General features: G+C 42.3%; 12 protein-coding genes. 11 read left to right on the top strand and 1 reads right to left on the bottom strand.

Features of this window, described 5'->3' with window-relative positions; all coding sequences use genetic code 11:
- The 8 genes from scpA (at position 1) to NYE63_RS18685 (ending at position 8610) form a co-directional block, all read left to right on the top strand.
- Complete coding sequence (gene scpA / locus NYE63_RS18720; protein WP_342602248.1) at positions 1-2193, top strand: methylmalonyl-CoA mutase; 2193 nt, start codon at positions 1-3, stop codon at positions 2191-2193.
- Complete coding sequence (meaB, locus tag NYE63_RS18715) at positions 2193-3314, top strand: methylmalonyl Co-A mutase-associated GTPase MeaB (protein ID WP_342602247.1); 1122 nt, start codon at positions 2193-2195, stop codon at positions 3312-3314. Before scpA ends, meaB begins: the two co-directional genes overlap by 1 nt.
- 217 nt (positions 3315-3531) lie before the next feature.
- Complete coding sequence (locus NYE63_RS18710; RefSeq protein ID WP_034308239.1) at positions 3532-3969, top strand: BrxA/BrxB family bacilliredoxin; 438 nt, start codon at positions 3532-3534, stop codon at positions 3967-3969.
- A 596-nt stretch (positions 3970-4565) separates the two neighbouring features.
- On the top strand, positions 4566-5375 hold the full coding sequence (locus tag NYE63_RS18705) for a transporter substrate-binding domain-containing protein (RefSeq protein WP_342602246.1): 810 nt from the start codon (positions 4566-4568) through the stop codon (positions 5373-5375).
- A gap of 131 nt (positions 5376-5506) precedes the next feature.
- A complete protein-coding gene (locus NYE63_RS18700; protein WP_342602245.1) occupies positions 5507-6166 on the top strand; it encodes an amino acid ABC transporter permease in 660 nt (219 codons plus the stop codon).
- Complete coding sequence (locus NYE63_RS18695; RefSeq protein ID WP_342602244.1) at positions 6159-6881, top strand: amino acid ABC transporter ATP-binding protein; 723 nt, start codon at positions 6159-6161, stop codon at positions 6879-6881. Before NYE63_RS18700 ends, NYE63_RS18695 begins: the two co-directional genes overlap by 8 nt.
- A 191-nt stretch (positions 6882-7072) precedes the next feature.
- Entirely contained in the window at positions 7073-8062 is a 990-nt protein-coding gene (locus NYE63_RS18690) for an aromatic acid exporter family protein (RefSeq protein ID WP_342602243.1), read from the top strand.
- Between the two features lie 32 nt (positions 8063-8094).
- A complete protein-coding gene (locus tag NYE63_RS18685; protein WP_342602242.1) occupies positions 8095-8610 on the top strand; it encodes a L,D-transpeptidase in 516 nt (171 codons plus the stop codon).
- A gap of 41 nt (positions 8611-8651) precedes the next feature.
- On the opposite strand, the gene prli42 is transcribed toward NYE63_RS18685, so the two are convergent.
- Positions 8652-8747, bottom strand: a complete 96-nt coding sequence (prli42, locus tag NYE63_RS18680; RefSeq protein ID WP_155726463.1) for a stressosome-associated protein Prli42 — start codon at positions 8745-8747, stop codon at positions 8652-8654.
- Positions 8748-8916: 169 nt separating this feature from the next.
- Between prli42 and mce the strand changes: the two genes are divergently transcribed.
- The 3 genes from mce (at position 8917) to NYE63_RS18665 (ending at position 12246) form a co-directional block, all read left to right on the top strand.
- Entirely contained in the window at positions 8917-9342 is a 426-nt protein-coding gene (mce, locus tag NYE63_RS18675; protein WP_342602241.1) for a methylmalonyl-CoA epimerase, read from the top strand.
- A complete protein-coding gene (locus NYE63_RS18670) occupies positions 9339-10889 on the top strand; it encodes a carboxyl transferase domain-containing protein (RefSeq protein WP_063233117.1) in 1551 nt (516 codons plus the stop codon). The genes mce and NYE63_RS18670 overlap by 4 nt, the downstream gene beginning before the upstream one ends.
- A gap of 235 nt (positions 10890-11124) precedes the next feature.
- A complete protein-coding gene (locus NYE63_RS18665; RefSeq protein WP_342602240.1) occupies positions 11125-12246 on the top strand; it encodes a tripeptidase T in 1122 nt (373 codons plus the stop codon).
- The last annotated feature ends 330 nt before the right edge of the window (positions 12247-12576 follow it).

The raw sequence follows: 12576 nt of genomic DNA, 5'->3' as shown, positions 1-12576 counted from the left end.
ATGAAAAAACCGAATTTTTCTGCTATAAATCCTGCTAAGTCTGAGATTAAAGGTACGGTGGAAGCATGGAAAAAGGAAGCTGAAAAAGCAGTTGGGAAAAACATTGAGGATCTTCTGTTTGAAACCAATGAACAAATAAAAATCAAACCGCTTTATATTGAGGAAGATAATCGTGACTTGGAGCATATGGAAAGTGTGCCAGGCATCGCTCCTTTTACAAGAGGGCCCTATCCTTCGATGTATGTCAATCGTCCTTGGACGGTACGTCAGTATGCAGGTTTTTCGACTGCTGAGGAATCCAATGCATTTTACAGACGTAACCTGGCGATGGGGCAAAAAGGGCTCTCAGTTGCCTTTGATTTAGCTACACACCGCGGTTATGACTCCGATCATCCACGCGTTGTAGGTGATGTGGGGAAGGCGGGAGTTGCCATTGATTCCATTCTTGACATGAAAATCTTGTTCGACGGCATTCCGCTTGATCAGATGTCCGTGTCAATGACGATGAACGGTGCTGTATTACCCATCCTTGCATTCTATATCGTTACAGCTGAAGAACAGGGCGTAACACAGGATAAGCTATCAGGCACGATTCAAAATGACATCTTAAAGGAATACATGGTTCGGAATACGTATATCTACCCACCTGAAATGTCCATGAAAATCATAGCTGATATATTCGAGTATACATCCAAATATATGCCCAAGTTCAATTCCATTTCCATCTCCGGTTATCATCTGCAAGAAGCGGGGGCGCCGGCTGATATCGAACTTGCCTATACGTTGGCGGATGGGCTTGAGTATGCACGTACCGGAATGAAAGCAGGTATTGATATCGATAAATTTGCACCTCGCCTGTCATTCTTCTGGGCTGTAGGAATGAACTATTTCATGGAAGTGGCGAAAATGAGGGCGGCTCGTTTCATTTGGTCAAAACTGATGAAACAGTTCGAACCGAAAAATAATAAAGCGATGGCATTGAGGACTCATTCCCAAACCTCCGGCTGGAGCCTCTCCGAACAGGATCCGTTTAACAATGTCGCAAGGACCCTTATTGAAGCGCATGCGGCTGCCCTTGGGCATACACAGTCCCTGCATACGAACGCATTGGATGAGGCCATTGCCCTGCCAACGGATTTCTCGGCACGCATTGCACGTAACACACAGCTATATCTGCAGGAGGAAACCGGGATCACGAAAGTAATCGATCCATGGGCGGGTTCATACTATGTAGAATCGCTTACAAATGAATTGATCGATCGGGCTTGGGCTCACATAGAAGAAATCGAAGGTCTTGGAGGAATGGCGAAGGCAATTGAAACTGGCCTTCCAAAAATGAGGATCGAGGAAGCGGCTGCAAAGCGTCAGGCTAAAATCGATTCTCAAGATGAAACGATCGTTGGCGTCAATAAATATCGTTTGAAAAAAGAAGATCCGATTGAAATACTGGAGATTGATAATACAGCAGTTCGCGAAAGTCAGCTTAAGCGTTTGAGCGAATTAAAAGCGAAACGTGATCAGGCAATGGTGGATGAAGCTCTTCAAGCGCTATCCATGGCTGCCAAAACTGGCGAAGGTAACCTTCTTGAACTGGCTGTGCAAGCTGCAAGAGTACGGGCTTCATTAGGTGAAATCTCCGATGCGATCGAAGAGGTGGCTGGACGTCACAAAGCAACGATCCGTTCTATCAGCGGCGTATATAGCTCCGCATACTCAAAAGAAGCGGAAATTGAGGAAGTCGTCCGCATGACGGAAGAGTTCCTTGAAAATGAAGGAAGAAGACCGCGTTTGTTAATGGCTAAAATGGGTCAGGACGGTCATGATCGTGGAGCTAAAGTAGTAGGAACGGGGTTTGCGGATTTAGGCTATGATGTCGATATCGGTCCATTATTCCAAACACCGAAGGAAACCGCCATCCAGGCCGTGGAAAATGATGTGCATGTAGTCGGAATGAGTTCGCTTGCTGCCGGTCATAAAACATTGTTGCCGCAGCTAATGACGGAACTGAAGAACTTGGGCCGTGAGGACATTATAGTGATCGTAGGCGGCGTCATCCCTGCACAGGATTATGATTACCTAATGGAAAATGGCGCTACAGCCATTTTTGGACCTGGTACGGTCATTCCACAGGCAGCAAAGAAAGTGCTTCAGGAAATATACAATCGCCTCGGATATGAGGAAGTGGCCCAATAATGAGTGAAGACAAGAAGCCCGAATGGGTCGATCTTAACAATCAGGAAGGTTTTGCTTCTTCATTAAAGCCAGGTGTGGAATTAGCAGCAAACCATAACAAACCTTCTAAAAGCAAATTCGTCAAAAAACATAATGTAAACATACCGGTCCATGAACTTAAAGAGGGAATCATGAAAGGGGACAGGGCCAAGCTAGCTAAAGGGATTACATTGGTTGAAAGCAATGCATCCCAACACTTAGATCATGCACAGGAATTATTGCATGCCATCCTTCCTCATACAGGGAACTCGATTCGCATCGGGATTTCTGGAGTGCCCGGTGCCGGAAAAAGTACCTTCATCGAGACGTTCGGAACCTACTTATGTGACAGGGGCCATAAGGTTGCTGTTTTAGCCGTCGATCCAAGCTCTTCGATCAATGGCGGAAGTATACTAGGCGATAAGACAAGGATGGAGGAGCTGGCAAAAAACCCCCATGCCTTCATAAGACCCTCACCATCGGAAGGCACTCTGGGAGGAGTTCACCGCAAAACGAGGGAAACGATGTTGCTTTGTGAGGCTGCAGGATTTGATGTGATACTGATAGAAACTGTAGGGGTCGGTCAGAGTGAGGCTATAGTTCGAAGTATGGTAGACTTCTTCATGCTCCTTGTCCTTACAGGTGCCGGAGATGAATTACAAGGGATGAAAAAAGGGATTCTGGAACTTGTGGATGGAATTGTGGTCAATAAAGCCGATGGAGAGAACATTCCGCTGGCCAATCGAACTAAGTCCGAATATAGTAGAATCTTGCACTTCCTTCAGCCAGCAACAAAGGGATGGGCAGGAAAGGCATATACTTGTTCCGCCATAACCGGTAAAGGAATTCCTGAGCTTTGGGATGTATTGAATGAATTTTCCGATATGACCAAGGAATCAGGTGTTTTTCAAGAACGGAGAAGAATGCAATCTAAGGAATGGCTTTATTCATTGATGGATCACCAGCTTAAAACGATGTTTTATAAAAATGAAACCGTCAAGAGTCTTCTCCCAATACTCGAAAATCAAGTGATGTCAGGGAATAAAACGGTTACTGCTGCTGTTAAGCAGGTCTTTCAATCTTTTACCGATACTTTTAAGTAAGAATAAAAAAGAAATAGGATGGGGCATGCGTGGATTGTCTCCCAAACATGCCCCATCCTTTTGTAAGTCTTGTTGTTACACACATAATTCCCGCTTCCATTTCGTTTTAAACATGTTCGGAAACGGTTTATGCGGTTTTAACAGGTAAATTTATTGAATCACGAAGTGGCAATTGTTATGATAGGATTGAAGAGAAAACTTGGAAGGAGCAAATGCCATGAATATGGATTTTAATTTTTTAATGAACGACGTAGTCAAACAGGCTCGCGATGAGATAAAGACTGCTGGATATACAGAATTGACTACTCCCGAGGAAGTAGAGGAAGTATTTGCACAAAAAGGAACGACACTTGTTATGGTAAACTCCGTTTGTGGCTGTGCTGGGGGAATAGCTAGACCTGCAGCGGCTCATGCAATCCATAATGATAAACGTCCAGATCAGCTTGTAACCGTTTTTGCTGGGCAAGATAAAGAGGCGACGGAGAAGGCCCGTGATTATTTCGAAGGATATCCGCCATCATCCCCATCATTTGCATTGCTGAAGGATGGCAAAATCATCACCATGATAGAACGCCATGAAATTGAAGGGCACCACCCGATGTCTGTAGTAGAAAAATTACAAGACTACTTCGATCAATATTGCGAAGAAGTGTAACCTATAGCGATAAGTAAACCCGCCCATTCGGCGGGTTTTAGTTTGACGACAAAAAGGGGCTCGGAAGGGTCACATCCCGAACCAAGAATATAAAAGAAGACTTGGTTATCCTTCATGATTTTTACTTTTTAAATGGAATGAAACCCTCACTTGATTGAAGAAATTTGCGACACTCCTGCCGAATAACCTGGCTAGCAAAGACCCCGCTAGATGTTTGCGGCAAGGGAGTGGATTTCTGAAATCAACTGGAATTTTTTCAAGAAAAAAACCGTATGCAAACTAGCTTTTCTTCTAGTTTGTCCAGTCTGAAACCCGCCCAATCGGCGGTTTTTTTTATTCATGAAATTGTATAAGTCAGGAACATTTGGGAAAGAAGATAGATAAGGATGTCGAAATATTCCCTTTGGTGAAAAAGCGCGAATCTCAGAAATAAAATTATAGCAATATTCTGAAAAATAAATCTATTATTTACGTTATTGAATAATTATTAGAGTGTGTTAAAATACACATTAGTGTATGAATATTAGTTATTCGAAATTTAACTAAACCAAATTTATTAACAAGAGAATTGAAAATATCATTTTGGAGGAATAATAATGAAGTTGAAAAAGCAGTTAGCATTGTTGCTTACTTCTGTTTTATTAGTAGGTATTTTAGCGGCATGCGGAACATCAGAAAAAGAAGATAAGAACACAGCTGAAAAAGAAGACAAAAAGGTCCTGGTAATGGGAACATCTGCGGATTATCCGCCATTTGAATTTGTTGAAACATCTAAAAGTGATGAAATTAAAGGATTTGACATTGATATCGCTAAAGCAATCGGAAAAAAATTAGGTTATGAGGTCCAAGTGAAGGACATTGACTTTAATAGTCTTGTGCCTGCTCTGGAGAATAAATCGGTCGATTTCGTTATCTCTGGAATGACTCCGACAGAAAAACGTGAGCAATCAGTCGATTTCAGTGATATTTACTATACAGCTAAAAACATGATCATCACGACAAAGGACAGTAAAATCAAAACTGTTGAAGATTTAAAAGGGAAAACGGTAGGCGTACAGCTTGCATCCATTCAGGAGACATTGGCAAATGACTTGAATAAATCCCAAGATATCGGGATGAAAGTTGAAAAACGGAATCGTATTCCTGAGGTTGTTCAAGAAATGTCAACAGGACGTTTTGATGCCGTGATCATGGAAGATACTGTGGCAAAAGGCTACATGAAAGATAATAAAGAATTGGTGGGCCATTTAATCGAGTCAGGTGAACAAGATGCCGGTTCGGCAATCGCTTTCCAAAAAGGAAGCAAGTTAACTGAAGAATTCAATGCCGAGTTGAAAAAAATGTTAGAGAATGGTGAAATGGAAAAATTAATAATTAAATGGTTCGGTGGCAGTGAAACTGAATAATACAGAGAGATGAAAAGCGTTCAGAAGAGATTTAGTGTGCCTTCTGAACGTTTTTCCGCGCTTTATTGTTAGTAAAATAAAGCAGGAGGAAGGACCTGAGATAACGGCCTTCATAAGAGAGGATGAATGGAGTGAATCTGGAATTTGAAAGGATTATACCTTCCCTTCCATATATCCTGGAGGGAATACCGACTACATTAAAGGTTGTAGCGGTAGCGGCAGTAATCGGATTTGTTTTGGGAATATTATTATCTATACTTAAAATCAGCAGAATCAAGCCCTTAAATTGGATTGCTGACTTTTATACATCCATTTTTCGCGGTACCCCTTTGGTACTGCAATTAATGCTGATTTATTTTGGTTCACCACAAATATTAGGGATTCAAATCGAAGCGTTCCAAGCAGCATTTTTAGCATTCGGGCTAAATTCAGCGGCTTACATCTCTGAAATTATCAGGGGAGGCATTTTAGCTGTCGATAAAGGCCAACGAGAGGCTTCGCTTGCACTTGGGGTTCCCTATTCAGGGATGATGCTTAATATTATCCTTCCGCAGGCCATCAAGAATATCCTGCCGTCCCTTGTGAACGAATTGATTTCCTTAACGAAGGAATCAGCCGTTGTCACAATTATTGGATTAGGGGATATCATGCGCCGTTCTTATATTGTCGGCGGTGAGACATATAAATTCTTCGAGCCGATATTATTTGCCGGCCTCATTTATTATGTGATGGTCATGGTTCTCACCATCATAGGCAAAGTGATTGAAAGGAGAATGAGACGCAGTGATTAAAATTGATGGACTCAAAAAAAATTATGGTAAGCTCGAGGTATTAAAAGGAATCAGCACCGAGATAGGGCAGGGTGAAGTGTTAGCGATCATCGGTCCATCCGGTTCGGGAAAATCAACTTTCTTACGCTGCATCAATATGCTTGAAACTCCAACTGATGGTCAAATCAGGTTTAAGGATCAAATCATCACTGAAAAAAAGACCAATATCATGAAAGTGCGTGAAAATGTCGGAATGGTATTTCAGCATTTTCATTTATTTCCACATAAAACAGTTCTGGAGAATCTGACATATGCACCTATGAAGGTGAAAAAATTATCAAAGGCTGAGGCTGTAAAACAAGCTCGTGAGCTCTTGAATAAAGTCGGTTTGGCCGATAAAGAATCGTCTTATCCGAATCGTCTGTCAGGCGGGCAAAAACAAAGGGTCGCGATTGCACGGGCATTGGCAATGAACCCGGAAGTAATGCTTTTCGATGAGCCCACTTCAGCGCTTGATCCTGAGATGGTAAAAGAAGTGCTCGAGGTTATGAAGTCACTGGCACATACAGGGATGACCATGCTGATCGTAACGCATGAAATGGGATTTGCAAAAGAAGTGGCCGATCGGGTACTATTCCTGGACGGGGGTCTGCTCGTTGAGGAAAGTGCTCCGAAAGAATTCTTTTCCAATCCAAAAAGCCAGCGTGCAAAAGACTTCTTGGAAAAAGTTTTATAAGCTAAAGAAAATAGTATATAATTGTGAAAAAAGGTAACGTTTAGGTTGCCTTTTTTATTTTTTTCCTATAACGTATTTTTGCGTGAATGTATGTAGAAAAATTGGAAATTTAACTCGTAAAGGACTGTGAAAATATCTGATTTCCTGATAGTATTATAATAGATAGAGAAAGAGCCAGGTGATACATAACAATGTTTAAAATCGGATACAGGACGATTAAAACTGCTTTGGGGGCCACCCTGGCAATTATTATTGCACAAATGCTTAATCTCGAATATTTCTCTGCTGCGGGAATCATTGCGATCTTATGCATTCAAGTTACAAAAAAGAAGTCGGTGTATGCCTCCTGGCACCGGTTTTTAGCTTGTTTGATCGCTATGGCCTATGCATCCCTATTGTTTCAGTTCATCGCATTTCATCCGCTGATAATAGGTTTGATCCTCTTGATTTTCATTCCAACGACAGTTGCCTTGAAGATTAATGAGGGGATTGTGACGAGCAGCGTCATAATCATGCACTTATACGGGGCGGGTGACATCACTTTGTCCCTGCTGATCAATGAAACGATATTAATTGCAGTTGGAGTTGGAGTGGCGCTTGTCATGAATCTGTACATGCCCAGTGTCGATGACAAACTGCTGGCCTATCAGGAAAGTATCGAAACGAACTTTAGTGCGATCCTGATGGGAATTGTCCGCTATTTAAGGGATAATGATCACACATGGGATGGTAAGGAAATCACCGAAACAGCCAATCTTCTTAATCAAGCCAAAAGCCTTGCCTTCAGGGACGTGGAAAATCATTTTTTAAGGGAAGAAGACCTGTATTACCATTATTTTAAAATGCGTGAAAAGCAATTTGAAATAATTGAACGAATTCTTCCCCTGGTCACGAATATTCCATTGGTCGTCAAGCAAAGCGGGATAGTTGCTGATTTTATAGAAGATTTGGCAGAAAACGTCCACCCACAAAATACGGCTATCCTTTATCTGAAGAAGCTTGAAGAAATGGAGATTCATTTTAGGGGAATGGCACTGCCGCAGACACGGGAAGAGTTCGAATCTAGGGCTGCATTACTGCAGCTCATGAAGGAAATGGAGCGCTATTTATTGTTGAAGCATTCCTTCAAGGGATTACCCAAGCAAACCAGCAACCGAATGAAAAAGAGGCACTTGGCTTAAACTAAGCAAAAAAGTAAAAGGAATTGATACAAATGAAATGGATCCTTTCTTTGTTGCTTATGCTATCTTTGTGGCCATTGCAGGTACAAGCCCAACCTCAATCGGTTAAGCCAGGCGATCCGTTTATCATCATCAATAAAGCCAACAATAAATTGGCGTTCATTGATGATAACGAGGTCAAGGAGATTATGCCGGTCGGTACGGGTAAAAGTCAGGAACTGACACCTGAAGGGATTTTCACTGTCAAAGTAAAAGCGGTCAATCCATATTACCGGAAAAAAAATATTCCTGGCGGCGATCCCAGAAACCCTCTGGGGTCGCGGTGGATTGGATTCGATGCACGAAATACCGATGGGAGGATTTACGGCATACATGGTACGAATCAGCCATCATCAATTGGTAAATATATTTCAAATGGCTGTGTACGGATGCATAAATCCGATGTAGAGCGCTTGTACGAAAAAGTCCCCATCGGCACTAAGGTGTTGATCACCATATCGAACGAGGATTTCAAAACGTTGGCAAAGAAAAACGGAGCGATAAAATAAAGAGAGGGAAGCTTTTGCTCCCCTCCCCAGTACGGTGTCTATTACAGAAGAAATGCGATACCTGATAATAAGCTAGTTAATAACATTGAGATAAGCATTAAATACACGACGATCTTTCTGATTTTCTTGTTTCCCATATGCTCTCTCTCCCTTAATACAGTTTAATTGATTTTATTTTAACTTGAACATTTAGTAGAAACAAGTAAAAGTATAATGTTCATATTATTCCGAATCTTAAAAGGCTTTAATGCAAGATTAGTAGTATTTTAATGGAGTCATCCAATAATACATAGCATGGGGGTTTTTATGATGATTAAAAATATCGATCATATCGGTATTGCCGTAAAGTCACTAGATGAAGCCTTGCCGCTTTACACGGAAACGTTGAAATTGAAACTTGAAGGAATCGAGACAGTGGAGAGCCAAGGAGTGAAAGTGGCCTTCATCTTGGCAGGCAATACCCGTTTGGAGTTGTTGGAAGCGTTATCACCTGCAAGCCCAATCGCCAAATTCATCGAAAAACGCGGTGAAGGGATTCATCATGTGGCACTTGGCGTCAATGACATCGAGGATAGAATAAAAGAAATTAAAGAAGCTGGGTTGCGCATGATTGATGATTCATCAAGAAAGGGAGCGCACAATGCGGATGTTGCGTTCGTTCATCCCAAGTCTACCGCGGGTGTATTATATGAGCTATGTGAACAAGCATTATCAAAGGAGGAGCAGGAATGACAGACATATATGATACGATCAATGACCTATATGACAGACGCCGCAAAGTGGAAATGGGCGGCGGTGAAGAAAGAATTGATAAGCAGCATGAAAAGGGAAAACTTACTGCAAGGGAAAGAATTGAACTTTTAGTTGATCCAGGTACCTTCATAGAGCTTAATCCTTTTATCAAACACCGTAATACCAATTTTGGCATGGAAAAGGAAGAAGGGCCGGGAGAAGGCGTCGTCACCGGTTACGGAAAGGTCAACGGCCGCGACATTTATCTGTTTTCACAGGATTTTACTGTTTTTGGCGGTGCACTCGGTGAAATGCATGCTCTGAAAATTGCCAATGTTATGGATTTGGCAGCAGAAAATGGAGCCCCTTTCATAGGTTTGAACGATTCCGGTGGTGCGCGTATTCAAGAAGGCGTGGTTTCGCTTGACGGATATGGCCAAATATTTTACCGGAATTCCATTTATTCAGGGGTCATTCCACAGATTTCGGTTATTATGGGACCTTGTGCAGGCGGAGCCGTATATTCCCCAGCCATAACCGACTTTGTCTTCATGGTTGAAAAAACGAGCCAAATGTTCATAACAGGTCCTAAAGTCATTGAAACGGTTACGGGTGAAAAGATTTCATCTGAAGGATTGGGCGGAGCGACTGTACATAATACCATAAGCGGTAATGCCCATTTCAAGGGAGCATCTGAGGAGCAAGTATTGGCGGACGTTAGACGTCTCCTGAGCTATCTTCCACAAAATAATGAAGAGAAGCCGCCAGTTTTGGAAGCCGATGATGGAGATGACTACCGTCCGGACTTAACGGATGTAGTCCCTTATGAAGGGATCCGTCCATATGATGTTCGGAAAGTATTGAAGCAGGTTGTTGATGAGGATTCCTTTATGGAAGTTCAAGAGGGCTTTGCGAAAAATATAGTGGTCGGCTTGGCGCGGATCAAAGGGAAATCAGTGGGTCTTGTCTGTAACCAGCCAAAGGTGTTGGCAGGGGGACTTGATATTGATTCATCAGATAAGGCTGCCCGTTTTATTCGTTTCTGTGACTCGTTTAACATTCCGCTAATTACGTTTGAAGACGTTTCAGGGTTTTTCCCGGGTGTTAAACAAGAACATGGCGGTATCATTCGCCATGGTGCAAAGCTGCTATACGCTTATTCGGAGGCAACAGTGCCAAAATTGACGATCATTCTGCGTAAAGCATACGGGGGAGCTTACGTGGCTCTTAATAGTAAATCCATCGGCGCGGATCTTACGTTTGCATGGCCAAATGCTGAAATCGCGGTAATGGGTTCTGCTGGAGCGGCAAATATCATTTTTGCCCGTGAAATTCAAAATAGCGAAAATCCGGAAGCGACTCGTGCAGCAAAAATTGAAGAATACCGTGAGAAGTTCGCCAATCCATATGTTGCCGCAAGTCTTGGAATGGTGGATGATGTTATTGATCCCCGTGAAACCAGGATTAAGATCATTCAATCTCTTGATATGCTACGCAACAAAAAAGAAACTCGACCATGGAAAAAACACGGAAATATCCCGTTGTGATTCAACATTGCAAGGAGCCCAAACTATCTGTTTTGGGCTCTTTTCCATACTGGGGAAGATATCATTTTAAAGAAAACCATTTATAAGTCATCATTCACCTTTTTAAAATGGCCTTCTGGCAGGGAAATGACTAGCACGCTTTTTAAAGCTGGGGTCTTCCTTTTCACATTATTTGCCGGGGCGCCGCTTTTAGAAGTATAATTAAAGAGGAAAACTTTTTTGGAGGTTTTATTTTATGATTAATGAAGAACGTTTAGTTAATGAATTTATGGAATTGGTGCAGATTGATTCCGAAACGAAAAATGAAGCAGCCATCGCCAAAGTGCTGAAAGAAAAATTCGGGGCACTGGGTGTAGAGGTTTTTGAAGATGATACAACAGCAGTTACCGGTCATGGTGCAGGGAATTTAGTATGTACTTTAAAAGGTACGAAAGAAGGCGTGGATACCATTTATTTCACCTCCCATATGGATACGGTTGTACCAGGTAATGGAATCAAGCCTTCCATCAAAGATGGATACATAGTGTCAGACGGAACGACCATTTTAGGGGCGGATGACAAAGCTGGATTAGCGGTCATGTTAGAAACGCTTAAAGTGTTAAAAGAACAGAACATCGAACATGGTACAATCGAATTCATCATTACCGTCGGTGAAGAGTCTGGCTTGGTGGGGGCAAAGGCATTGGATCGCTCCCTTGTAACGGCTAAATTCGGTTTTGCTCTTGATAGTGATGGAAAAGTGGGCAATGTGGTTGTTGCTGCACCTACTCAGGCGAAAGTGTCTGCAACCATTTTAGGCAAGACTGCTCACGCTGGTGTCGCTCCTGAAAAAGGCGTTTCGGCCATTACGATCGCTGCCAAAGCAATCTCTAGAATGCCATTAGGCAGAATCGACGATGAAACTACAGCAAATATCGGACGTTTCCAGGGTGGACAGCAAACCAATATTGTTTGTGACCATGTTGAAATCCTTGCAGAAGCAAGATCTTTGATTCCTGAAAAAATGGAAATACAGGTAGCGAAAATGAAAGAGGCATTCGAGACTGCAGCAATTGAAATGGGCGGACGTGCTGAAGTTGAAGTTAACGTGATGTATCCTGGTTTTAAATATGGTGCTGGTGATCATGTAGTCGAAATCGCAAGAAAAGCAGCAGAGAAAATCGGCCGTCCATGCGAGCTGGTTAAAAGCGGCGGAGGAAGCGATGCGAATGTCATTGCGGGCTTTGGCATCCCTACTGTCAATCTCGCAGTGGGCTATGAAGATATCCATACTACGAATGAAAGAATTCCAGTTGAGGAATTAACGAAGCTAGCTGAAATGGTTGTCAGTATCATCAAAGAAGTATCAGGGGAATAATCACCCGTAATATGACAGGGAGATGGAGGGGAGTTTCCTGAGTAAATCCAAAAGGTTGTCGTATTTCTTGTAGAGGACGAGGAATATGCCTTGCCGATTCAATCCGTGCTTCCATCGAAAAACGACGGATAACCTCTCCATCAGACCATTGTCCAGGAACCCGTGAAATCCTTGATTTTTACTGTAATACCCTTTGAACGGAGTCTTATTAAGCTATAAAAAAACAAAATATATTCAATGTGTTGCCGTTTTATTACTGATTATTGATCAGCAATAAAACTCGTATATATTTGCCAAGGTGTTCAAAGTATTGAAGGAATTTATGTACAG

This window comes from Peribacillus sp. FSL E2-0159 (assembly GCF_038643155.1).
Lineage (GTDB): Bacteria > Bacillota > Bacilli > Bacillales > DSM-1321 > Peribacillus > Peribacillus simplex.
This window is presented reverse-complemented; position numbering and strand designations above follow the sequence as displayed.

Coding starts and splice junctions, on each gene's coding strand:
- NYE63_RS18705 (WP_342602246.1), top strand. CDS start 4,566: ATGAAGTTGAAAAAGCAGTTAGCATTGTTGCTTACTTCTGTTTTATTA.
- NYE63_RS18670 (WP_063233117.1), top strand. CDS start 9,339: ATGACAGACATATATGATACGATCAATGACCTATATGACAGACGCCGC.
- NYE63_RS18690 (WP_342602243.1), top strand. CDS start 7,073: ATGTTTAAAATCGGATACAGGACGATTAAAACTGCTTTGGGGGCCACC.
- NYE63_RS18710 (WP_034308239.1), top strand. CDS start 3,532: ATGAATATGGATTTTAATTTTTTAATGAACGACGTAGTCAAACAGGCT.
- NYE63_RS18685 (WP_342602242.1), top strand. CDS start 8,095: ATGAAATGGATCCTTTCTTTGTTGCTTATGCTATCTTTGTGGCCATTG.
- NYE63_RS18665 (WP_342602240.1), top strand. CDS start 11,125: ATGATTAATGAAGAACGTTTAGTTAATGAATTTATGGAATTGGTGCAG.
- scpA (WP_342602248.1), top strand. CDS start 1: ATGAAAAAACCGAATTTTTCTGCTATAAATCCTGCTAAGTCTGAGATT.
- mce (WP_342602241.1), top strand. CDS start 8,917: ATGATGATTAAAAATATCGATCATATCGGTATTGCCGTAAAGTCACTA.
- meaB (WP_342602247.1), top strand. CDS start 2,193: ATGAGTGAAGACAAGAAGCCCGAATGGGTCGATCTTAACAATCAGGAA.
- prli42 (WP_155726463.1), bottom strand. CDS start 8,747: ATGGGAAACAAGAAAATCAGAAAGATCGTCGTGTATTTAATGCTTATC.